We start from the raw sequence: 24,273 nt of genomic DNA on the forward strand, positions 1-24,273 counted from the left end.
GGAAAAGAAAAGAGGTGGAGCATCAACAGGAGCTCCACCTCTTTTTTTATTTTGCAAGCTCATTCATTATAACGTCAGTTCTCCCGTTTCCATGTCCAGCGCCGTGGCTTCCGGGTGCTGGCGGGTAATGTACGGGATGGTGGTCACCATGTACGGTTTCATCGCCCCTGCGGCAATGGCGGAGCCGATCATACCGCCGCCCACGGCGCTCCACAACATGGCCTGGTTGCGCCGCCTGGCCGCCTGCAGGTAATTGGATACCACGAAACCATGCCCGCTTTTTTCGATAGCGATCACCGCATCGCCGACTACGCGGTACAATTCTCCTTTTGCACAGAACCCCCAGCAATTTTCAATCGGGGTGCGGCTTGCATTGTCTTCATACAATTTGAACCGGTTCCTGCTTTTGATCGTTTTAAACGCGGTGATGGAAGGTTTGTTGGCCTTAAATTCTCCGAAAGACGCATACACGCCGTCGGTATACGCCGCGTCGGTGAGGATGGGTATGTCCAGCGCGGCGAGCTGCGCGGCTTTGATCGCGTCTTTCGGTTGCAGGGCGGGCTGTTCATCCAGCAATGGCAATCCTTTTTCGAGCGTAGTGCGCAGCAGCTGGTGCAGCGCGCGGGAAATGTTTTCATCATGACGTTTGGTAACGTCCATGCCACCACGCACGATCACGGTATCGAATGCCTGTACGAGCGCATACTGCTGCCCGTCCCGCGAAATATAGGCGTCCGCTTTCAGGCGGCAGAAACTTTTTTCGCTCATCTGGAAAGTCCTTTCATTGATCCGCACGTCTTTCACCGCCCACAGCAGGTGTACGCCAGACGCGGTGAGTTTCTCCCCGTATTGTTGCCGGATATATTGCTGCAGGTACTGATCGTAAGGAAGCGAAGGCACGGCCTCGATGCGACGGTTGCCCATGCCGACCTGCACGAATCCCAGGCGGGCAGTGTCCCACTGCACGGAAAGCACTTCTATGGCGGCTACTTTATCCAGCGGCAGTTCGTCGAGTTTATATTTTTTGAGGCTGACGGTTTTTTTGTTCACCGCCGTATCGCCGTACACGGCGTCTTGCGCAAACGCGGCCTGTGCCAGGGAAATGGCGCCGAGAAAAATTAGCAGGGATCTCCGTCTCATGGTATAGGTTTTTTTTATTGGCCTAAAAATAGGCAATTCCCGTATTTTTAAGAAAACCTCGCCCCGCCATGCATTCCTCTGAACTGGACGAACTGATCCTTATTTATGAAGCCGAACAGGCTCATCTTGAGTCGCTTATAAAAGACGCGCTGGAAGAATCGGATTATTTTTTTGCGGCTACGGTAAAGAAAGGACTACTACATGTTAAACAAATGCTGGCAAGCCTCCGCCATTTCCAGGACCCGGACCTGCAGGAAAAACAATGGCTGGAAGGTTGGGTCAAACTGTACACGGGGCTTTCCGAAGAATGGAGGTCTGGGTACCATCCCAATCCAGAAATAGAACAGTTCAAAGCAAAACTGGAAAGCCTGCAGGAAAAACCCGCCGGGGTGACGCCAAACGAAAACGAGCTCACCGACGCTTTATACGATCTTATCGAGCGGAAAAATGCCGGCTTCAGGCTGCATCTCCGGAGAGAACAGGATTTTTTTATCGAGTTCAGGCTGGTTGACCCTTCGGCCATGCGGATCGCCTTCCCGGTAAGATTAAATTATGGGCGCGACTGGGGCCTGCCGATGAACCGGGATGCCGTGTTGCGGCTTGGATTCGGGCCGGCCGAAGGAGAGATAATGGCGCTCATGCAACCGCTTGGGGAGCCCGGCGCGGTGGCCGCGATCAAACGTCTTCTCGCGCGGTTGCTGTTTGAAAATATTTTCTACATCCAATACGACAACCCCGCAACGATCGAATTTTTATGATCCTCCTTTTTCAATAAAATGATGTTCCCGGCCGGTTTCAACCGGGAACAGGCAGGCAACGTATTTAGAAAAACAGCTGCGACAGCACGTTCGTCGCATCGTTCGTTTTCGGTTTCAGCCCGGGGAATTTTGTGTATTGCACGGCGGTGAGAATGCCTTCAGGTTACCGAAAATCCGCTGTGTATGCCGGTGAATTTGCCGGCGTACGCGGCTTTGTCGGTATTCGCAATCGCGGATATGCGAATAATATTCCGGGCGAAACGTTAATAAAAAAAGGTTGTCCGCATAAACGAACAACCTTTTTTCAAATTATCTGTGAGCGGTTACTCAGCTACCACTTCAAATTCCAGCTCGGTCTCATTGCCTTTGCCGAAATCGAGGCGGGCCTTGTAAGTGCCCAGTTCTTTCACGTCGCCGATGATGTGAATGCGGCGGCGGTCGATCTCATAACCTTTCTGTTCTTTGATAGCGCGGGCGATCTGAACGCCGGTAACACTACCGAAGATTTTGCCGGAAGTACCGGTTTTGGCGCCGATCTTCACAGGGCCGGCCTTCAGCACTTCTACCACTTTCGCGATCTCAGCCAACATTTTTTCTTCCTTCACTTTCGCTACTTTCAGACGCTCGTCCAGCTGCTTCAGGTTGGAATTGCTTGCTTCAACGGCAAACTTTTGAGGGATCAGGAAATTCCTGGCGTAACCGTTCTTCACGGTCACCAGTTCGTTTTTCCCGCCCAGGTTGTCTACGTCTTGTATTAAGATTACTTGCATTGTTTCTTACTTTAAAAGGTCAGTAACATAAGGCAATAAAGCCATTTGACGAGCTTTTTTGATAGCCTCAGCCACCTTGCGCTGGAATTTCAGCGAGTTGCCGGTGATACGGCGAGGCAGCATTTTCCCCTGATCGTTCAGGAATTTTTTCAGAAACTCGGCATCTTTGTAATCTACATACTTAATACCTAATTTCTTGAAGCGGCAGTATTTTTTCTGGCGCTTCTCTTGCTTAACCGCGGTTAAGTACTTGATCTCTTGTTTAACTGCCATAACTTTAAGCTTCTACTGGTTTAGGTTCAGCCTCATAGTTACCCTTTTTCCTGGTGTTGTAAGCAACAGCGTGCTTGTCCAGTTTGGTAAACATGTAGCGCAATACATTTTCATCGCGGTTCAGCTGGATCTTCAGCTTGTCATTGAAGTCGGATGGCGCAGTGTATTCCAGAACCAGGTACATGCCCGTGGTTTTTTTCTGGATCGGATACGCCAGTGATTTCAGGCCCCAGGGATTCTCGTGCGAAACTTCGCCGCCGTTGTCTTTCACAAGGTCGACAAATTTCTTCTGGGCGGCTTTGTAGTCCTCCTCAGAGAGCACAGGGGTAAAAATCACCATCAATTCGTAGTTTGACATAAATTTCCCTTGTTAGTGAATTAAAAATTAAAATGGAGTGCAAAGATAGGGGTAATTTCTGATTCTTCCGCTTTACTGGCGCTAATTTCCGCTTTTTTTCACCCCCAACCCCGCATTCCCACCGATAAAAGATCCGGGACCCCGCAAGAAGGCCCCGGATTCTGATTCAATAGATTGTCTATCAGCGATTAATAAATATTTTCTTCACCTCAACCTTGTTGCCGCACTGCACCCTCAGCAAATAAATTCCCGAAGCCATATTCCCCACGTCTACCGACCGGAAATTCATGCCCTTGTAGAAGTTCATTTTGGTCTGATATCTCACAATGCCTTGCAAATCAAATAACTGCATTGTGGCAGGGCCGCTTTCACGCGCATCCATGTAAATATACAGTTGCCGCCCGAGGATAAACCACAGCAGCCTGAACCACGATTCCCTGCTCAATACCAGCACGCTTTGTACCGGGCTGTATTGCTCCGTGCTATCCAGCCCGAACTGGTGCAGGCGGTAATTCCAGTACCCCGGCAGCACCGAGCCGTCGAAGCCCCGGTAAACCGCGCCCTGGCCGTTAACAGCCGTAGCCGCCAGGGTGTCCACCGGCTGCCAGTTGCGGCCGTTCAGCGAGCGTTCTACTACAAAATGACTGTTGTTGATCTCCCGGACGGTATTCCAGGTCAGTTCCACGCCGCCATCGTTTTCCCGCGCCGTGAACATCGTGATCTCCACCGGGTGCGCCAGCACCCGCAGGTCGTAACGGCTCAGGATGGGGAAGTGGTCGGATGTAAAATTGGAGTACGAAGGAATGAGCGATTCCACGCTGCGCACTACCCTGGCCGATCCCGGCAGGTAAGCGTACTGCATTTCGTTGGTGCCCATCGCATGGTCGATCATATCCGCGAAAGACGCAGTAGACCGCTGTTTAGCCAGGCTTAGCGCATATGTCAAAGGAATATAATCCAGGCTGTCCAGCTTAAAATCGATGTAGGAGGTCGTGGTATCCGGCGCCATTTGCGCGGTGATGGTACGGTCGAAATCGTCGTTGAAATCACCCAGCACGAGCACGTTTTTGTATGCGAAATGTGCATCCAGCGTGTCTTTCAACTCTTTCGCCCCGTTCCTGCGGCGGTGCCAGCTTTCGATGTAGTCCGCCGGGCCGTCGCCGGTATTGGCTTTCGCATGTATCACGATGAAATGGATGCGCGCGGAATCGCCGTTCAGGTTCACCATGGCTTCCATCAGGTAAGGGAAGCGGCCGGACGACCAGTTGAAATACGCGTCCGCGCTGGCGTTTTTGCGCAATACGCCGTAAGTGCGCAGGTTTTTCACGAGGTCTTCGCGGTACACAAACGCCAGTTTCTGCGCGCTGTCGTATTGTGGGGAAGTGATACTGTCCACCCGGCTGCCAAAGTCAGACACGGTGTACCGGTACCCCGGCATCGAATCCACGATAGCTTTCAGCCGGACCGTGTCCACCACTTCAACAAGCGCGTAAATGTCGGCGTCGAGGCTTTTCAGCACTTTCAGCGCGTTGGTTTGCTGCAAGGCTTCGTTGGTGGGCCCGAATTGAGGATGGCCGAACCATTCCATATTCCAGTTCACCACTTTCAGCGAGCGCAGGCTGGTGCCCGAAAGCGAAACGCTGTTGCGCTGCAGGCCCGTTGAGCTGAAGCTGATATTGCCGTTGTAGTTTTGGTTGGCGGCGGAAGGCGCAAAACGCACCCAAATGGAATCCAGCGCTGCCACGGCTTCCGCGGCGGGAATGGTGACGCTGGAATGGTATTGAATGTTGTCTGTCGAAACTTCGAAATTCGCCGGCGCCGCGATCACCAGCGGCGCGGTAAGATCGCTGGCCCAATAGGTGAACGGCTGCGGCGCGGAACGCTGGCCCGCGGGCGCATAATCGAAATCCAGCTGCGAAGGCAGCGCGTACACATCAGGCGCGGGCGCCGCGGTGGTGTCGGAAATACGGATGTCGTCGAGCGTCCAGCGGCTGGCCTGCGCGGCGGGCGACGAAGTATAAACCCACGCGATGTACACGTCGGTTCCTTTGAACTGGCTGAGATTAATGCCGGAAGAAGTTTTCCATACATCGCTGCCCACTTCCGGGAAACGCCCGCTGATGCTGGTCCACGTGGCGCCGTGCGGATCGCCGCTACCGGGATAATCGGCGCTCACGCGTAATTCCAGCGAAGGGCCCTGGAAGGCGGAACGGCTGGCAAAGGCCAGCAGCGGAACGTTGAAGCCGCTCAGGTCGAACGCGGGACTGATCAACCAGTCTTCATTTTCCCTTGCGCCACCCGAAAAACCATTGATCTGAACCCCGTTGCCGCTCTGGCCAAACGTAGTGCAGGTCCAGGTTTGCGCGCCGGTCACGTTGTGTTGCGTAAAACCGTCAGGCAGCATATTGCCGCAAACGGTGAAGGGGAAATCCAGCAGCTGGTCGCCGGTAGCAAAACGCCAGCCCGTACTGTCCGCGATGCCGGCAAAGCCGTTGCCGTTGGAATCCTGTATGGCATTGCTGTCCAGCGTAATGTAATATTCCCGGTTGCCACGCAGCCCCGCGGGAATGGAAAGCGTATTGGAAGAAACGATAATGCGCGGATCGGTGATGTTCAGCGTGAGCTGCGTGCCCTGGCCGAGATCGTGTACCCTTACCGAGCCGGTATTTTTACGGATATTTTCATCGAACGTAATGACGGCGTTGCTGCCGGGAACCGCGCCGGTGGTGCCATTGGCGGGCTGCAGGCTGCTGATGACAGGTGAAACATCGTCTCCGCTCAGGCCCCAAACGGCCACGCTGTCTATGGCAAACGAAGGGCGCGAGCCCGCGCCGCTGATCTGCCGGTTCACCCAGCGGAGCTGCACCACCGGCTGGTTCTCGCATTCAGCAGGCAACAGCGCTTCCACAGACACGAGTTGCTGCGGGGTGGTAACGCCGGATGTGGTTTGTGTTTCGGTATTGTTCCGGTACACGGTGGAGGGCAGGGTGGTGAAGTTGCCATCCGTGCCCACACGGTATTGTAACGCCGCCTCGTTGATGCGGGTATTGGAATTGCCGTCGTAAGGATTGCGGAGCGTCATCACCTGGTACCGCACGCGCACATTGGTATTGGCCGCGGTGCTCACGCTCAGCGCCACCGCATTGTCTGCGCTGCCGCTGTTCAGATAACCGATCTTGCCATTGTAATTCAGCACGCCGTTGGTGGTGGAAGACGCGGTATTATTGGCCGCCAGGTTTTTGTCGCCCGCGGCGGGCAGCACGTTGAACGCGGAACCGGGCGCACCGCTCAATGCCCATCCCTGCCAGCCTTCCGGGTAAACGGTGGAAGCATGCGGCAGCGCTGAAAAGTCCTGCAGATAAGGCAGGCCCTGGGGCGCGGGTTGCGTGCCTTGGGCAAAAACCAGTAAAGGGCATAGTAAAATAGCCAGGAGTAGAGGTTTTTTCATAAAGGGTCTTTCGTTTTGGGTGGATTAATCGGGGTTGTAAATTCGTATCCCTAAATTACGGCGGTTATTTCATCCGTCGTTAAAATGATATGATGATTTTGTTAATTTAAGATCTGAAAAACAGGGGCCGCCCGGTCAACTTGTCAGCTTCCGGGGCCATGGCACACCGTTTGACAACAATCCTCCCGTTAAAAACCGATAATCATATGCAGAAAGGTGCAATACGTGTACAAACAGAAAACATTTTCCCCATCATTAAAAAGTTCCTGTATTCAGATCATGACATCTTTTTACGCGAACTGGTGAGCAACGCCGTGGATGCCACACAAAAGCTGAAAACCCTTGCCAGTGTGGGCGAATTTAAAGGAGACACCGGCAGTACCGACATTACGGTTGCATTGGATACGGAGAAAAAAACGATCACGATCTCAGACCGCGGCATTGGCATGACGGCTGAAGAAGTGGACAAATACATCAACCAGGTTGCTTTTTCCGGCGCAGAGGAGTTTGTGAAAAAGTACAAAGGCCAGGGCGATGGCGCCAACATCATCGGCCATTTCGGCCTCGGGTTTTATTCCTCCTTTATGGTGAGCGGCCAGGTGGAGATCATCACGAAATCCTGGAAACCCGGCGCTACGGCCGTTCGCTGGGAATGCGACGGCAGCCCCGAATACCAACTGGAAGAAACGGAAAAGGCAGAACGCGGCACAGACATCGTGCTGCATATCAACGAAGAAAGTGAAGAATTCCTCGACGAGCACCGCATCCGCACCATTCTCGAAAAATTCTGCCGCTTCCTGCCCGTGCCCATCAAATTCCAGGACACACAGATCAACAATACCACGCCTGCATGGGTGAAAAAGCCCAGCGAGCTTACCGCAGACGATTACCAGAATTTTTACAAAGAACTGTATCCCTTCGCGGAACCGCCGCTGTTCTGGATTCACCTGAACGTAGACTATCCGTTCAACCTCACCGGCATTCTTTATTTCCCGAAGATCACCAAATCGTACGAAATTCAGAAAGACAAGATCAGCCTTTACAGCAACCAGGTATTCGTAACCGATGAAGTGAAAAACATCGTGCCCGAGTTCCTCATGCTGCTGCATGGCGTGATCGATTCGCCGGACATCCCGCTGAACGTGAGCCGTAGCTACCTGCAGGGCGATCCCAACGTAAAAAAGATCAATGCGCATATCACTAAAAAAGTGGCGGACAAGCTCGATGAAATGTTCCGCGCCGACCGGAAATCTTTCGAAGAAAAATGGGAGCACATCGCGCTGTTCGTGAAATACGGCATGATGACGGAAGAGAAGTTCCTCGATAAAGCGAACAAGTTCCATCTCATGGAAGGCGCCGCCGGCGGCACTTTTTACACGCTGGAAGAATACCGGACCGCCACCGCCGCATTGCAGACCAATAAAGAAAACAAACTCGTCGTGCTGTATGCCACCAATCCCGTACAGCAGGATAGCTACGTGAGCGCCGCCACCGCCAAAGGTTTCAAGGTGGTGAAGCTGGAAACGATGGTAGACGCCGGTTTCATCAATCACATGGAGCAGAAATGGGAAAACGTGCAGTTCACCCGTGTGGATGCAGACATTCCCGACAACCTGATAGACCACGAAGCCAGCGCCCAGAGCGTGCTGAGCGAAGAGCAGGAAGGCAAACTGAAAGAATTGTTCGGCCAGCAGCTGACGCTGCCTTATATCAAGGTGGAACTGAAAGGCCTTGGCGCGACGGACCAGCCGGTGATCGTTACACGCGGCGAGCTGATGCGCAGGATGAAAGACATGGCGGCCATGGGCGGCTCCGCGGCCAGCTGGTATGCCGGCATGCCGGATGAGGTGACGATGACCGTGAACGCGAACCACCCGATCTACCAGAACATCCTCCAGGAAGGTAATGGCGAGCTGCAGCAGAAACAGGTGCGCAACCTGGCAGACCTGGCGCTGCTTTCGCAGAACCTGCTTACCGGCGCGGACCTTACCGCGTTCGTGCAGCGCAGCGTGGAACTGATGGGCAATAAATAACCGGAAGGAGATTTTGAAAGCGGGTAACCTGCAAAGGTTATCCGCTTTTTTATGATCTTCAAAAAAAGATCAAAAAAATAATACCGGGGAAAGAGCACGCGACTGCTTCCGGCAGGTCGTCATAATCACCGTTGTTGCATATATGAAATTCTGATAGATTATATTTTTTAATAAGCTGGTGGCTGGTTCCGGCGGATTGGAGCGGGAGAATTGGTATAATCATTGTCCCTGCAAGGTCAATCGAAAAACCAATTTAGTAACCATATCCACAATTCATGAAGTACAGAATTATCCTTGGCGCCGCCATTATGTTGCTGATGGCCGCATGTGACAAAACCTCCACCGTAGACCCGGCGAAAAGCGAACCGGAAGCGGCGCCGCCTGCGGCGGGGAAACCGGCTCCACCGCAGGATTCCAGTGATTTTAGGACCCAGCAGACAGGGGTTACATTCCGTAAAGTGAACAACCCGAAAGAAGTAACGGATTATGTGCTGCAGATCCCTGCTTCGTATAACACAGACAAGACCAAACGCTGGCCGGTCATTATTTTCCTGCACGGCGTGGGCGAGCGTGGAAATACGGTGAACGATCTGAACAAAGTGAAAAGGGCGGGCCTGGCGGGCGTTGCGGCGAAAAACCCGGATTTTCCTTATATCGTGATCTCCCCGCAGTGTAAAACAGACAGCTGGTGGAATGTTCCCAGCCTGAACGTGTTATACGACGATATCCTGAAACAATACAACGTGGACCCGAAAAGGATCTATGTTACAGGCCTGAGCATGGGCGGTTTCGGTTGTTGGGAATGGGTGGCTGCTTACCCCTCGAAATTCGCGGCGGCAGTGCCCATCTGCGGCGTAGGGCCGGTAGCGAAAGCCTGTGCGCTGAAAGACAAGCCGGTGTGGGCGTTTCATAATGCGGACGATCCGACGGTGAATGTGTCCGGTTCCAGAAACATGGTGAATGCCATAAAAAACTGCGGCGGTAAAGTGATCAAATACACTGAAAACGCGACCGGCGGCCATGATGCCTGGACGAAAGCCTACAACGATCCCGCACTGTTCACCTGGCTGAGCGCGCAAACGCTGAAGTAGCTCAGGAAGCGGATTCACGGATATCGATCACCTTCAGCTGAAGGGAAACGGTGCCGTTCCATTCATTTTCTTCCACGGTAAATACCATATCAAAGGGTTTTTTATGGCTGATGATGTCGAATTTATCGGCCATAAAAAATCCTATCCCTGAAAACGATCCCCCGTTCCGTTGTTTGACGGACAATTTCAGGTGCTCTTCCTTCACTACTTTCGAAAACCCCGTATCGATCAGGTTCCTGGCGAGAAACACAGGGCGCAGGTTTTCCGGCCCCAGGGGCTCGAATTGCCGCATGATATTATAGAACGACGGCGTAAGGTCCGACAGGGTGATCTCCGTATCGATCACGATCTCCGGGATAAGCAGGTCTGGATTGATGGTAGCGGCCACTACTTCCTCGAATTTCGCCTGGAAAGCAGGCACGTTTTCCGGCTTCATCGTCATGCCGGCGGCGTAAAAGTGCCCGCCGTAATTTTCCAGGAGGTCTTTACACTGATGAATGGCCTCGTACACGTTGAACCCGGAAACGGAGCGCGCGGAGCCGGCTACTTTATCGTTGCTTTGGGTAAGAATAATGGTGGGACGGTAATAATATTTGTCGATCAGCCGGCTGGCCACGATGCCTACAACGCCTTTGTGCCAGTGCGGCTGGAAAAGCACGGTGGATTTCCGGTCCTGCATGGACAGGTCGTTCTGGATGATGCTGACGGCTTCCTGGGTGATGCTCATGTCCACACCTTTGCGTTCCATATTGTCGCCGTGCAGCATTTCGGCGAAAGCGTAGGCTTTGTCGAAATCCTTTTCGATGAAGAGGTTCACGGCTTTGCGCGCGTCGTCCATGCGGCCGGCGGCGTTTACGCGCGGTGCGATCACGAACACGAGGTTGGAAGTGGTCAGTTTTTCCTTGAGGTTGCTGAGCTGGATCAGCGCGCGGATACCTGCGCTGGGCGTATCGTTCACCTGCTTTACGCCGTGGAATGCGAGCACGCGGTTCTCGCCGGTCATCGGAACGATATCCGCCGCGATGCTGGTGGCCACGAGATCGAGGTAACGGTAAACGTCCTGCATGGGCCGGCCTTTTTTCTGGGCCAGTGCGCTGATCAGTTTAAAACCGATGCCGCAGCCGCTGAGCTCTTTGTAAGGGTAGGGGCATCCTTCCTGTTTGGGGTTGAGGATAGCCGCCGCGGGCGGCAGTTCCGGGTCGGGCAGGTGGTGGTCGCAGATGATAAAATCGATGCCGAGCGATTTGGCGTAAGTGATGTATTCGATGGACTTGATCCCGCAATCGAGCGCGATGACGAGGCCGAAATCATTGTCCCGGGCGTATTCTATGCCTTGCAGGGAAATGCCGTAACCTTCGCGGTAGCGATGCGGGATATAAAATTCGATGTTGCTGTAAATGGATTCGAGGAAACCGTACACGGTGGCCACGGCAGTGGTGCCGTCCACATCGTAATCGCCGTAAATGAGGATCTTTTCCTGCCGGAAGAAGGCTTCTTCCAGGCGGGAGACTGCTTTGTCCATATCCTTCATGATCCAGGGGTCGTGAAGGTCGTCCAGGGAAGGGCGGAAAAAATGCCTGGCCTCTTCATACTTTGTAATACCTCTTTGCACCAGCAGGCGGCATAGGATGGGATGTATTTTCAAAGCTGACTGAAGCTGCTGCTCCTGTGTTGGTTGATATTTTTTTACTGTCCAGCGTTTCTGCATGCAATATTATTGGCGGGAATAAAATTCCTCTGTTGGTTCTGACTTCTGTTGTAATATAAGGATGATTAGCGTATTTACGCTAAAAGCGGGAAATTCTCCGGAACAGGGAGAAAAATTCTTAAAATTTCCGGTCCGTGGTAAACCTTACAAGCGATTCGAGCCCGGCCCTGATATTGCTTTCCGGTAATTCGTGCAGGATGGCAAGGGCTTCGTCGCGGTATTGCAGCATTTTCTGCCGGGTATATTCGATCCCGCCGTTCTCTTTTACGAGGGCGATCACTTCGTTGACCCGGTCCTTATCTTTATTATGATTTTTTACTATATTTATTATGTGCCTGCGTTGTTCTTTGCTGCTGTGCTGGAGGGTATAAATGAGGGGGAGGGTCATTTTTTTCTCCCGGATGTCTATCCCCGTAGGTTTGCCGATGTTGGCGGTGCCGTAGTCGAACAGGTCGTCTTTGATCTGGAAAGCGATGCCGACCTTTTCGCCGAAGAGGCGCATTTTTTCGGTGAGGGCATCGTCGGCCGTGGTGCTCCAGGCGCCGGCTGCGCAGGCGGAGGCGAGGAGGGAAGCGGTTTTGCGGCGTATGATCTCGAAATAGATATCTTCTTTAATGTCCAGCTTGCGGGTTTTTTCGATCTGGAGCAATTCGCCTTCGCTCATTTCCTTCACGGCGCGGGAGAGGATCTCCAGGGTACGGAAATCGTTATTGCTGATACTGAGCAGCAGGCCTTTGGAGAGGAGGTAATCGCCCACAAGCACGGCGATCTTGTTTTTCCAGAGTGCGTTGATCGAAAAGAAGCCCCTGCGCTCCAGGGAATCGTCGACCACATCGTCGTGCACGAGGGTGGCGGTGTGTAAAAGTTCCACAAGGGCGGCGGCGCGGTAGGTGTTTTCGTTAATGGCGCTGGAGAATAAACGGGCCGAAAGGAGAACGAACATCGGCCTGATCTGCTTGCCTTTCCTTTTTACGATATAATGCATGATCCGGTCCAGGAGAGGAACATGGCTCTTCACTGCGTCCGCAAACTTTCCTTCGAAATCTTGTAATTCCTTCCCGATCAGTTGTTTAATTTCCTCCATGGATTAAATAAAAAGGTTTGCTAAGCTAGGCCGAAAATAGGACATTTTGCAAAATTGGCCCCGAATTTGTATACATTAGGTGGATGTTCTTTAAATTAAAGTCTAATTTTGAGACAGTTATCAATACAAATAAAATCGCAATAAAAATTTGTATATTCATTTAGGATTTTTACCTTTGCTTGGTAAAAAACGCGTTAATTGTAAAATCTTTAACAGTTTTTAAATAAAAAAACAATTATGGCAAGCAAAAAGTACTTACTACTGGCAGGTGCAATGACTCTTCTGGCAGCATCTCCTGGTTTTGCGCAGGTTAAACCCACATATGATGCCCTGGACTCCTCTAAAGTTTCGGCAAAAAATATGGCGCAATTTAACAGCTTCAGAAACAACCAATCTGACTACCCCGCTAAACCCCGTAACATGTGGGAACTCGGTTTCCACGGTGGTTACCACTTTATCAAAGGTGACGTAGCTGCACTCCCCGGCTTTGGTGGTGGTGTTTCCCTGAGAAAAGCTATCGGTCATACTTTCTCTATCAGAGGTGAATACACCGGTTCTTTCGACTACGGTCTGGATTACCAGATGAAACCCTGGAACGGTTTCTCCGCTTACAATGCTACCCGTCTGGAAAACAATGGTAACATCGTGCCGGCTTATAAAACCGCCACTCACCAGCTGTCTCTGGACTTCATCGCTTCCCTCAGCAACATCCTGTTCTACAAGGCGCAGCCTAAAGTGAACTGGTATGTATTTGGCGGTTACAGCATCATGATGGCAGACGTTGACGTTGACGCCCTGGACGCTTCCGGCAATGGTTACGACTACAGCGGCATCGACTTTAACGGTAAGAAAAAAGACATCCGCGACGCTCTGAAAGATCTGCATGACAAAGAATACGAACAAAACGCTCCCGCTCAGGGCAACCGCGTTCAGATCGGCCGTAACGACGACAACCAGCTGCTCCGTCACGCTGTTGACTTCGGTACTGGTATCGCTTTCAAAGTTTCCAAACGCTTCAACATCGGTATAGAAGAAAAACTCACCCTGCCCTTCGACGATTATCTGGACGGTTATACTGCCGGTCAGTACGACAAGGCTCAGGACTTCTTCTCTTACACCAGCGTTCGCCTGAACTTCAACCTCGGCAACCCGAACAAACGCGTAGAACCCCTCTGGTGGGTTAACCCGCTGGACTTCGCCTACAACGAGCTGAACAGCCCCCGTCGCATGAAACTGCCGACCCCTGTTCTCCCCGATGCTGACGGCGACGGTGTTACCGACCAGTTCGACCGCGAACCCAACACCCCTGCAGGCGCACCCGTTGATTCTCACGGTGTAGCGAAAGATACAGACGGTGACGGCGTTCCCGACTACAAAGACAAACAGCTCATCACTCCGACTTACTGCCAGCCTGTTGACGCAGACGGCGTTGGTAAATGCCCGGATCCTGAGTGCTGCAAAAACATGGTTCAGCAGACCCCTTGCGCTGGCCTGGTATTCCCCAGCGTAGCGTTCAAAGGTTCTTCTACCAAAGTATCTGCTGACAACGAGGCGATCCTCGGCAGCGTAGCAGCTACCCTCCGCAGCAATCCTTCCTGCAACATCCTGGTTACCGGCCACGCTGGTGCCAAAGGCAAAAAAGGTGGTGTAGACCTGAGCTCCCGCCGTGTTGACGCAGTGATCGACTACCTGGCTGAAAAACAAGGTATCGACCGCGGCCGCTTCATCAAACAAAACACTCCTGGTGAATCCTCTACTGTAGACCTGGCTCCCGCCAACTAATACAGACCGGATACCACGGTAAATATTTCAGACAGGCTGCTCATTTGAGCAGCCTGTCCTTTTTTTTGACATTTCTTCCGATTTTATTTCCCCCCGATTGAACTCATTACCCCTTTCGCCCGTTTATAGAGTAACGCGTTTTTTACACTTGCAAATCCTGAGTATTTATCACTAAATTTGACCAGCCTTAAACTTATACTGTTTTTAGCGTGGTAAAAGACTTCAATAAAGCTACCCTGGCCGGTCTGATTGTGGCGTTGGGTATCATCTACGGCGACATCGGTACCTCTCCGCTTTACGTGTTCAAAGCCATTGTTGGAACCAACGAGATCAGCGAACTGCTGGTGATCGGCGGAATTTCCTGCATCATCTGGACACTTACCCTTCAGACGACCGTCAAATACGTAATTCTCACGCTCAAAGCAGATAACAAGGGAGAAGGCGGTATTTTCTCACTGTACGCCCTCGTGCGGCGGCATGGCAAATGGACCGTCGTTTTCGGGATGATCGGTGGGGCCGCGCTGCTGGCAGACGGCATCATTACGCCGCCCATCACGGTCACCTCGGCCGTGGAAGGCTTGCGCACCCTCGACGTGTTCAAGGACCTCAGCACCTGGACCATCGTGAAGATCGTACTGGTGATCATCACACTGCTGTTTTTTATGCAGCAGTTCGGCACCATGTCTATCGGCAAGATGTTCGGGCCCATTATGGTGATCTGGTTCAGTATGCTGGCCATACTGGGGCTGGCCCATATTGCAGACGACCTGTCTGTGCTGAAAGCTTTTAACCCGTATTACGGCGTAAAACTGCTGGTGCTTTACCCGCACGGTTTCCTGTTGCTCGGAGCCGTTTTTCTCTGTACCACGGGGGCGGAGGCCCTCTATTCGGACCTGGGGCACGTGGGCCGGGGAAACATTCGTGTGTCCTGGATCTACGTGAAAATCGCGCTCATTCTCAATTATCTCGGCCAGGGCGCATGGTTGCTCACCCAGCAGGGCAAAACGCTCAACGGCGAAAATCCCTTCTTCCTCATCATGCCGGAATGGTTCGTGATCTTTGGCGTGCTTATCGCCACCATCGCGTCCGTAATCGCCAGCCAGGCGCTGATCTCAGGGTCTTTTACCCTTATTTCCGAAGCCATGCGGCTCAACCTTTGGCCCAAACTCAAGATCAATTACCCCACGGAGCTCCGCGGGCAATTATTTATACCCGGCATCAACCTGATGCTGTTTGTCGGCTGTGCCGCCATCGTACTGCTGTTTAAGGAGTCATCCGCCATGGAGGCGGCTTACGGGCTTTCCATCACCATTTGTATGCTGATGACCTCCTGCCTGTTCGCCTTCTACCTGTATACCCGCCGCGTAAAATTGGCGTGGATCGCCGTGTATCTCGCGGTGTACCTTACCATCGAATTTTCGTTCCTGCTGGCCAATCTCGTGAAATTCACCCACGGCGGTTACGTGACCGTGATCGTGGCCGGCGCGTTGTTTATGGTGATGTACGCTTGGTTCCGCAGCCGCAAGATCAAAAACCGTTACGTGGAGTTCGTGCGGCTGGAAGATTACCTGCCCATTCTGCAGGAACTCAGCAACGACACGTCTATCCCCAAATACGCCACGCACCTCGTATATATGAGCAGTGCAGACAATCCGAAGGAAATAGAGCACAAGATCATCTACTCGGTTCTCAACAAAAAGCCCAAACGCGCTGATCTTTACTGGTTTGTGCATGTGGACGTGGTGGATGAGCCGTATATGAGCGAATACACCGTGCAGACCATCATTCCCAACGAAGTGATCAGGGTGGAGTTCAGGCTTGGGTTCAGGGTGGAGCAGCGGATCAACCTTATGTTCAGGATGGTGGTGGAAGATATGGTGCGCAATAAGGAAGTGAACATCACCAGCCGGTACGAATCCCTCAGCAAAAACAACGTGGTGGGCGATTTCCAGTTCATCGTGATGGAGAAGTTCCTTTCTCACGACAACGACCTGCCGCTGCATGAACGTATCATTATGCGTATTTACTTCATGTTGAAAAAGATCGGGCTGTCTGAAGAACGCGGTTTCGGCCTCGATTCCAGCTACGTGACCATCGAGAAATTCCCGCTGGTGGTGGCGCCCGTTACCAACCTGCAGCTCAAACGCGTGCAGGACCGTTACCGTTACGATATCGAATGAGTTGCATGAAAACACAATAGTCATTATATTGTGTTCTTCAAAAGATGCTACTCACTATGCTTAAACACGTCTTTGCCACGGGCATGTCCCTGGCGTTTACCCTGACATTATGCGCCCAGCACGGCCCTTCGGCCGGTTACCAAGAGCTTAAAGACCCGCGCACCGTTGACCATGCTGCCTGGAGCGGCGTTAAACCCGGCATGAACATCGCTTTTGGCAGCGCCGATGTGCGTTACGACAAGATCTTCGCGCCTGAATCCCGCTCGCTGCGCGACAGCTGGAACACCATAGCCTGGAAAGGCGAAAAAGTACACACCCAGTTCGTACTCTACTCCACCACCCCTGAAACCGGCATCACGGTTACTGCCACTGCGCTCAGCGGCGACAAAGGCGGCAAGATACCCGCAGAAGCCGTTACCACCGGTTTCGTAAGATATGTGATGACCGACGAATTGAACGCCGAAGGCGGCGGCTGCGGCCATCGCAAACCTGGCCAGTTCGATTCTTCGCTGGTGGCGGATGGCATCGACTTCATCAAAAATATCGATATGAGCGCGTATACCACGCAGCCGGTATGGCTTAGCGTGACCGTGCCGCCCCAAACGCCGGCGGGTACTTATTCCGGCAGCGTACAGGTGAAGAACGGGAAAGGCGGACTGCTGAGAACCTTGTCTTACCAGGTAACCGTGACCGGCCGCACTTTGCCCAAACCGCAGGACTGGGCTTTCCACCTCGATCTCTGGCAAAGCCCTTACGCCGTTGCGCGCGTACACAACACGCCGCTCTGGAGCGAAGAGCACTTCGATGCTATGAAACCTTACATGAAAATGCTCGCCAACGCAGGCCAGAAAGTGATCACCACCAGCATCATTTACGACCCCTGGAACGGGCAGACCGAAGATATTTATGGCGACATGGTGAAATGGACGAAAAAGAAAGACGGCAGCTGGCATTTCGATTACACCGTGTTCGACCAGTGGGTGAGCTTTATGCAGGAAATGGGTATCAACAAACAGATCGCATGTTTCAGCATGATCCCCTGGAACCTGAAATTCTACTATTTTGACGAAAGCACCGGTAAAAACGAAGTGCTGGTAGCCAAACCCGGCACGCCGGAATACGACAAACACTGGGGCCCGATGCTGGCGGACTTCGCAAAACACCTCAAATCAAAAGGCTGGTTCGATATCACCTGCATCGCGATGGACGAACGCCCGATGGAGGCCATGCAAAGCGCCATCAAGCTGATACGCAGCGTGGATAAGGATTTTAAAGTATCTCTCGCGGGCAATTACCACAAAGAACTGGTGAACGATATCTATGATTATTGTGTGGCTTCCGGCCAGGATTTTACGAAAGAAGAAAGGAAATGGCGCCTTGAAAAAGGATGGCCGACGACGTATTACACCTGCTGCATGGAAGGTTTTCCGAACACGTTTACGTTCTCCCCGCTGGCGGAATCCGCATGGCTGGGCTGGCATGCCGCCGCGAAGAATTACACCGGCTACCTGCGCTGGGCGTTCAACTGCTGGGTGAAAGATCCCCTGCAGGATTCCCGCTTCCGCACATGGGCGGCCGGAGACACGTACCTGGTATACCCCGGCCCGCGTTCTTCCATGCGTTTCGAAAGAATGATAGAAGGCATCCAGGCGTATGAAAAAATAAGGATACTGAAAGCCGAAGGCAAAGGCCCGCAGCTGGAAAAAATATTGTCCACCTTCGAGCTGAACGCGCTGAAAGCGAAGAAGGCAGGCGATATGGTGGATGCAGGCAACGCGGTGCTGAACTCGCTTTAGCAGCTACACTAACAAACAATCAATACAAAGAAAAAACCTCCGAGGAATCGGAGGTTTTCTTTTAACACAACTAAAAAACAATCAAACTAATATCTTCATCTTTACGATTCATCTTTTCATCAGTCCGGCTTTTTCCCGTCTAAAAAGGTATTGATCGTGTTGATCTCTGCCTGGTTTTCGGAGCTGTTGCCCACGGTGTAGCTGGAATAGAACTGCTCGGCGGAGCCGGCACCGCTGTCCAGGTCTACGTTCCTGCGCAGGTATGCCGGCACGTTTTCGATCTCCTGGTTGTTCTCCATGTTCTTCACGTTGAAGCTGATGCTGCGCAGTTTCGCCACTCTTTCCATCTGTTTGCGTTTCTGTTCTTCCGCCTGTTCGTCCAGCAGCTGTTGCGGCTGGTGTTGTGCCTGCTGCTGTTGTTGCGGCGCCTGGGGCTGTGCAACGGGCTCCGGTTCGGCTGCGGGCTCTTCCTTGAACACCATTTTCATTTCTTCCTGCGTGTTGTTGCTCACCGGTTCCACGTAGATGTTGGAAGGACGGTTGAGATAACCGCCTGAAACGGAGCCGGTGGAAGGAGTGGAGGGCTGCTGCGGGGCCTGTGCGGCGGGTTGTACCGGCTGAACAGGCTGCTGTGGCTGTGCCTGCTGCTGCGGTTGTGCTGGCTCTTCTACCGGCTCGATGTTGAGCGTGTAGGTTTCGCGCTGCGGTTGCGGCTCGGGCCTGGTGAACGATGCAGCGGGCGCGGGATGGGCTACTTGCGGCTCAACGAGCTTGGGGGCCATCACGTCTTTTGTTTCTTCGTCCGGTTCGTCGGAGAAAAGCATGGCCTGGCTGTTCATTTTCTTTTCATCGCCTTCCTGCCCGAGCGTCATCACGATCTTCGGTTCTTCTTTTGAAGGCTGTTCTACCGCGGCGGCGGCTTTCTGCTGGCGGATCGGGTTCTGTTCGAAACCGGTGGCGATGATCGTAACGCCGAGCTTGCGCTCCAGCGACTGATCGTACCCCACGCCGAGGATCACGTCGCAATCCTCGCCGGCCATGCTTTGCACATATGCCTGGATGGTGTCCATTTCGTCGAGCGTATGTTCAAATTCGCCTTCGGCGGAAGAAATATTGATGAGGATCCATTTGGCTCCCTTGATGTCGTTGTCGTTCAGCAGCGGGGAAGTAAGCGCTTCCTCGATGGCTTTCTGCGCGCGGTATTCGCCTTCGGCAACGGCCGCTCCGAGAATGGCTACGCCGCCGTTGCGCATTACTGTGCAAACGTCCGCAAAGTCCACGTTGATCTGGCCGGTGCTGTTGATCACATCGGTGATACATTTCGCGGCGGTGGCCAGCACGTTATCCGCTTTTTCGAACGCGGCCTTGAATTTCAGGTCGCCGAACTTCTGGCGGAGCTTGTCGTTGGAAATGATCAGCAGCGTGTCCACATAATCTTTCAAACGGTTGATGCCTTCTTCGGCCTGCTGCATCCTTTTTTTCCCTTCGTAAGAGAAGGGGGTGGTTACGATGCCGACGGTAAGAATGCCCAGCTCCTTGCATATTTTGGCGATGATGGGCGCGCCGCCGGTGCCGGTGCCGCCGCCCATGCCTGCGGTGATGAACGCCATCTTGGTGTTCACCTCCAGTATTTTTTTGATTTCTTCAAAAGACTCCTCCGTTGCCTGCTCGCCGATGCGGGGATTGGCGCCGGCGCCCAGTCCCTGCGTGAGATGGGGCCCCAGCTGTACCTTGTTGGGCACGGGACTGTTTGCAATAGCCTGTGCATCGGTATTGCATATAATGAAGTTCACCCCGTCTATGTTCTGACTGAACATGTGGTTCACCGCATTGCTACCACCGCCACCAATGCCTATCACTTTGATGATGGAGGATTTTTCCTTTGGAAGATCAAAATGTATCATGACTCTTTCTCTTTAAATGGGTTAGTATTTGGTGTACCGTTTTCCTACGCTACTATTTTTGATCGTGTTTAAAAAATTGAATACATTATGCAACAATCACGCCATGCTGTTACAGTTTGGCGTCTTCCTCTTCGGTGAACATGTCGATGATCTTTGTTTTCATCCTGTCCAGGAAACCTTTGAGGGAAGCGTTGCGTTCGGCCGCTTTGCGGTGCTGGCGCGCATCGGCGGTTTCTTCCGGCTGTTCGTCTTCAATCCATTCCTCGTTATCTTCAGCAATGCGCGCCGCTTTTTCTTTTGCGAAATAGCTGGTGTTGATCTTCACGTAATTCTCTTCCAGCGCGCGTTTATCGTTCTCGTAATCGTTGTATCCTTTCAGGATGAGGCCAACGCAGGTGGCGTACATGGGCTTGGTGAGCTCGTCTGTATGGCCGCTTGCAAGGTGCTCGTTCGGATAACCGATGCGGGCGCTTACGCCGGTAGTGTATTCCGTGAGCTGGATGAGGTGCTTCAGCTGGGAACCGCCGCCGGTGAGGATGATACCGCCGTTGAGCATTTTATTGTCCATCCCGATCTGCTTGAGGTGATACACCACGAAATCGAGGATCTCGCTCATCCTGGCCTGGATGATGTGCGCCAGGTTCTTCACGGAGATCTCTTTTGGGCTTTGGCCGCGCAGGCCGGGTATGGTGATGTACGCGTTGTTTTTCGCTTCGTCTGCAAGGGCGTAACCGAACTGTACCTTCATTTGTTCAGCCTGCGTTTTCAGCACGCCAAGGCCGTTTTTAATATCGTTGGTGATGTTTTCGCCACCATAGGGGATCACAGCGGTATGTTTCAGTACGCCTTCGTAGAATACGGCGAGGTCGGTTGTGCCGCCGCCGATATCCACGATCGCAACGCCGGCTTCGAAGTCCATGTCGCACATAACGGCCGCTGCGGAAGCCAGCGGTTGCAGCACGAGGTCTTTGATGCGCAGGCCGGATTTCTCCACGCTGCGGTTGATATTGCGGATCGCGTTTTTGTCGCCGGTAATGATGTGGAAATTCGCGCCCACTTTCACACCGCTCATCCCGATGGGATAGGTGATGTTCTGCAGGCTGTCCACGATATACTGCTGCGGGATCACGTCGATGATCTGGTCGCTGGCGGGAATAACGGTCTTATACTGATCGTTGATCAGCTGATCGATATCTTTCTGCGAAATTTCCGCGTCGGTATCGCTGCGCACGATATCCCCGCGGGTTTGCAGGCTTTTGATATGATGGCCCGCGATGCCAACGTACACTTCGTTGATCTCGAGGTTCGGATTGGATGCGTAGCAGTTTTCCAGGGCCTGGCGGATGGCCTTTATGGTTTGATCGATGTTCAGTACCATGCCGTGCTGTACACCAAATGATGGGGCTTTCCCGAATCCGAGGATTTCCAGTTTCCCGTATTCATTCTTCCTTCCTGCGATGGCTGCTATCTTCGTGGTGCCAATGTCGAGACCTACAATGATGGGAGCTTCCTGATTCATGGTTCTTTATTGTTTTTAGTTGCGATTACGTTTATTAGGTTTCGTATACACTGCTTTCGGCTTTGTCCCGTTGTTGCGGGCGGCGGCTTTGGCAGCGGGTTTTGAAGCGGTCTTTACCGTTTTGGCCGGCTTTGCGGCCGGTTTGGCGACGGGTTTGTCCGCTGGTCGGGGGTTAGTTGCGGCTGCCGGTTGGGCCAGGTCTGCATCCATTGTTACGTCGGCAATGGACGAATCCCGGTACATCGGCGGCGGGGGAGCGCTCTTTCCGTCTCTTCGTGTTCCGATCACTTCTTCATGATACGCAATGTTTATCCGTGAATAGGTATTCCAGCCCGCTTTGCTTAAACCTTCGCGGTAGAAGATCAGCAGTTTGGAAAATTTGGTAGCTATGTCTGTCCCGTCCCCGAATACGATCACGTGATCGCCGAGCTTGGGCGTGATCTCGAATTTCCTGTCGCCCGTGATCGTCACCTGTTCCACCTGTGCGTTCCAGAAAGTATCCGCCAAAATAAACCGGGCCATATCGCCGATCTGCGCGTACAGCAGGCTGTCTTCCTTTTTGAACTGCGTCGCGTCCGTCGGGAAGCCCGTGAACACGGGCACGCGGGCCGAAAACCGGTCTGATACCGGGATGCGCTCGTTCTGCTCGTCCAGGTAAAAACTGTTGCCGGAGAACGTGAACACTCTCGCCACCGGGTCGCGCTGCACGACGTTCGCGTTGAGCACGCCCTGGTTGTCCAGGTACAGTTCCGCGGAGCGCACCCAGGGATCTCTTTCCACCACGCGTTCGAGGTTGGCGAGATTGATCTGGCTGATGGCCATGCCCACCGGGTTCTGGCTTTTATCGGTAACGATCAGCTGTTTGATGTCTTTTTCATCAATAAAAGCATTGCGGTCGTCGCCTTTGAGGGTAACGTGAATGCTTTTGCATGTTTCGTTTTCCTTGTCATGCACCGCCGCCGCCAGCAGCACGCCAAAGCCTGCCAGCACACCGCTCCAGAGGAGCACTGCGCCGATGCGTTTGAGGGCTGTTTTGGTTTTAGGTTGCATGTTTTTTTATATAACGGTTATCAGTTTAACAGGTCGGTCAGCGGTTCGCGCAGCAGGTCGATGTCTCCCGCGCCGGCCGTGATCAGTAATTCGATGTTGTGCTCCCGCACCCAGTCCGGCACAGCGTTCCGGTCCATGATCATCACTTTCGGCCCGTGGATCTTCCCCGCGATCATTTCACTGGTAACGCCTTCGATCGGCAGTTCCCGCGCGGGATAGATGGGCAGCAGTATCACTTCGTCCGCCAGCGACAAGGTTTCACCAAAACCCTCCGCGAAATCGCGGGTACGGGTGAATAGGTGCGGCTGGAATATGACGGTGCATTTTTTTCCGCTGAACAGCGTTTTGGCGCTGGTGATCAACGCCCGCAGCTCTTCCGGATGATGCGCATAATCGTCGATATACACCACGCGGTCGTTTTTAACGAGATAATCGAACCGGCGGCGGATGCCTTTGAAATCCGCCACCGCCGCCCTGATCTTATCGTTGCCGATGCCGAGCAGGTGCGCCACGCCGATGGCCGCCACCGCGTTCTCCACGTTGTGCATGCCGCCGAGGTGCAGCTTTACGTTATCGATCATCCAATCCTGCCGCACTACGTCGAACTCATACCCGCCGTTTTCCATGCGGATATTGGTGGCGTAGATGTCGGCCGCATCGTTTTGCAGGCTGTAAAAAAGCTGGTTGTCGCCCTGCAGCTCCGCTCCGCGATGCAAACCGTGCCTTGCCAGCAAAGTGCCGTTGGGCTTGATGTTGCGGGTGTATTGAATAAACGCTTCTTCCACTTCCTGTTCGGTGCCGTAGATGTCCAGGTGGTCCGGGTCCATAGCGGTAAGCACGGCAATGTCCGGGCTCAGTTTGAGGAAGGAGCGGTCGTATTCATCGGCTTCTATCACGGCTACCTGTTTTTCGCTGCTCCAGAAGTTTTTGCCGTAGTTGGAGCTGATGCCGCCGAGGAAGGCATTGCAGCCGTACCCGGAATGGCGCAGCAGGTGCGCGATCATGGTGCTTACGGTGGTTTTGCCGTGCGTGCCGGCCACGGTGATGGCGAACAGCTCGCGGGTGATCTCCTGCAGCACGTCGCTGCGTTTTACGACTTCGTAGTTGTTCTCCCGGTAGAACACCAGTTCTTTCTGCGTGGCAGGAATGGCGGGGGTATACACCACCAGGTCCGCGTCGCGGTCTATCTGCGCGAGGTCTTCCGTATAATGAATACGGATGCCTTCGGCTTCAAGCTGCTGCGTGAGCTGGGTCGAGGTACGGTCGTAGCCGCTCACCGCCGCGCCCTTCTCGTTGAAGAAGCGGGCAATGGCGCTCATACCGATACCGCCGATGCCTACAAAGTAGATCCTGTGTATGTTCTTTAACTCCATTCCGGG

17 protein-coding genes are annotated in these 24,273 nt (G+C 53.1%); 6 read left to right on the forward strand and 11 right to left on the reverse strand.

Features of this window, described 5'->3' with window-relative positions:
* Positions 1–66: 66 nt before the first annotated feature.
* Entirely contained in the window at positions 67–1,140 is a 1,074-nt protein-coding gene (locus tag J7I43_RS00140) for a hypothetical protein (RefSeq protein WP_209142006.1), read from the reverse strand.
* Between the two features lie 68 nt (positions 1,141–1,208).
* On the opposite strand from J7I43_RS00140, the gene J7I43_RS00145 reads away from it, so the two are divergent.
* Positions 1,209–1,898 carry a hypothetical protein gene (locus tag J7I43_RS00145; protein WP_209142008.1) on the forward strand — a complete coding sequence of 230 codons (690 nt, stop codon included), beginning with the start codon at positions 1,209–1,211 and terminating at the stop codon, positions 1,896–1,898.
* Between the two features lie 323 nt (positions 1,899–2,221).
* On the opposite strand, the gene rplI is transcribed toward J7I43_RS00145, so the two are convergent.
* The 4 genes from rplI to J7I43_RS00165 all read right to left on the reverse strand — a co-directional run bounded on the left by rplI (position 2,222) and on the right by J7I43_RS00165 (position 6,747).
* Positions 2,222–2,668 (reverse strand): 50S ribosomal protein L9, encoded by a 447-nt coding sequence (gene rplI / locus J7I43_RS00150; RefSeq protein ID WP_209142010.1) that lies wholly within the window; start codon positions 2,666–2,668, stop codon positions 2,222–2,224.
* 6 nt (positions 2,669–2,674) lie between these two features.
* Positions 2,675–2,941, reverse strand: coding sequence for a 30S ribosomal protein S18 (rpsR, locus tag J7I43_RS00155; RefSeq protein WP_119078554.1), 267 nt, complete (start codon positions 2,939–2,941; stop codon positions 2,675–2,677).
* A 4-nt stretch (positions 2,942–2,945) separates the two neighbouring features.
* A complete protein-coding gene (gene rpsF, locus J7I43_RS00160; protein WP_209142012.1) occupies positions 2,946–3,299 on the reverse strand; it encodes a 30S ribosomal protein S6 in 354 nt (117 codons plus the stop codon).
* 181 nt (positions 3,300–3,480) lie between these two features.
* Complete coding sequence (locus J7I43_RS00165) at positions 3,481–6,747, reverse strand: T9SS-dependent choice-of-anchor J family protein (protein WP_209142014.1); 3,267 nt, start codon at positions 6,745–6,747, stop codon at positions 3,481–3,483.
* A gap of 206 nt (positions 6,748–6,953) precedes the next feature.
* On the opposite strand from J7I43_RS00165, the gene htpG reads away from it, so the two are divergent.
* Together htpG and J7I43_RS00175 are read left to right on the forward strand one after the other, a co-directional pair.
* Positions 6,954–8,780, forward strand: coding sequence for a molecular chaperone HtpG (gene htpG / locus J7I43_RS00170; protein ID WP_209142016.1), 1,827 nt, complete (start codon positions 6,954–6,956; stop codon positions 8,778–8,780).
* A gap of 275 nt (positions 8,781–9,055) precedes the next feature.
* Positions 9,056–9,871: a carboxylesterase family protein gene (locus J7I43_RS00175; protein ID WP_209142018.1), complete on the forward strand. Its 816-nt coding sequence runs from the start codon at positions 9,056–9,058 to the stop codon at positions 9,869–9,871.
* 1 nt (position 9,872) lies between these two features.
* On the opposite strand, the gene recJ is transcribed toward J7I43_RS00175, so the two are convergent.
* A complete protein-coding gene (gene recJ, locus J7I43_RS00180; RefSeq protein ID WP_209142020.1) occupies positions 9,873–11,579 on the reverse strand; it encodes a single-stranded-DNA-specific exonuclease RecJ in 1,707 nt (568 codons plus the stop codon).
* Positions 11,580–11,697: 118 nt separating this feature from the next.
* Positions 11,698–12,663: a polyprenyl synthetase family protein gene (locus tag J7I43_RS00185; RefSeq protein WP_209142022.1), complete on the reverse strand. Its 966-nt coding sequence runs from the start codon at positions 12,661–12,663 to the stop codon at positions 11,698–11,700.
* Positions 12,664–13,083: 420 nt separating this feature from the next.
* Here J7I43_RS00185 and J7I43_RS00190 point away from each other — a divergent pair, with 420 nt between their 5' ends.
* From J7I43_RS00190 to J7I43_RS00200, 3 genes are all read left to right on the forward strand, one after another.
* Entirely contained in the window at positions 13,084–14,445 is a 1,362-nt protein-coding gene (locus tag J7I43_RS00190) for an OmpA family protein (protein ID WP_209142024.1), read from the forward strand.
* Positions 14,446–14,654: 209 nt separating this feature from the next.
* Positions 14,655–16,625: a KUP/HAK/KT family potassium transporter gene (locus tag J7I43_RS00195; protein WP_209142026.1), complete on the forward strand. Its 1,971-nt coding sequence runs from the start codon at positions 14,655–14,657 to the stop codon at positions 16,623–16,625.
* A gap of 56 nt (positions 16,626–16,681) precedes the next feature.
* On the forward strand, positions 16,682–18,421 hold the full coding sequence (locus J7I43_RS00200) for a DUF4091 domain-containing protein (RefSeq protein WP_209142028.1): 1,740 nt from the start codon (positions 16,682–16,684) through the stop codon (positions 18,419–18,421).
* A gap of 119 nt (positions 18,422–18,540) precedes the next feature.
* On the opposite strand, the gene ftsZ is transcribed toward J7I43_RS00200, so the two are convergent.
* From ftsZ to murC, 4 genes are all read right to left on the reverse strand, one after another.
* Entirely contained in the window at positions 18,541–20,325 is a 1,785-nt protein-coding gene (gene ftsZ / locus J7I43_RS00205) for a cell division protein FtsZ (RefSeq protein WP_209142030.1), read from the reverse strand.
* Between the two features lie 109 nt (positions 20,326–20,434).
* Positions 20,435–21,844, reverse strand: coding sequence for a cell division protein FtsA (gene ftsA, locus J7I43_RS00210; protein WP_209142032.1), 1,410 nt, complete (start codon positions 21,842–21,844; stop codon positions 20,435–20,437).
* A 15-nt stretch (positions 21,845–21,859) separates the two neighbouring features.
* Positions 21,860–22,894 (reverse strand): cell division protein FtsQ/DivIB, encoded by a 1,035-nt coding sequence (locus J7I43_RS00215; RefSeq protein ID WP_209142034.1) that lies wholly within the window; start codon positions 22,892–22,894, stop codon positions 21,860–21,862.
* Between the two features lie 20 nt (positions 22,895–22,914).
* On the reverse strand, positions 22,915–24,267 hold the full coding sequence (murC, locus tag J7I43_RS00220; protein WP_209142036.1) for a UDP-N-acetylmuramate--L-alanine ligase: 1,353 nt from the start codon (positions 24,265–24,267) through the stop codon (positions 22,915–22,917).
* Positions 24,268–24,273 lie beyond the last annotated feature (6 nt).

The sequence above is a fragment of the Chitinophaga chungangae genome, assembly GCF_017742215.1.
In the GTDB taxonomy this organism is placed as follows: domain Bacteria; phylum Bacteroidota; class Bacteroidia; order Chitinophagales; family Chitinophagaceae; genus Chitinophaga; species Chitinophaga chungangae.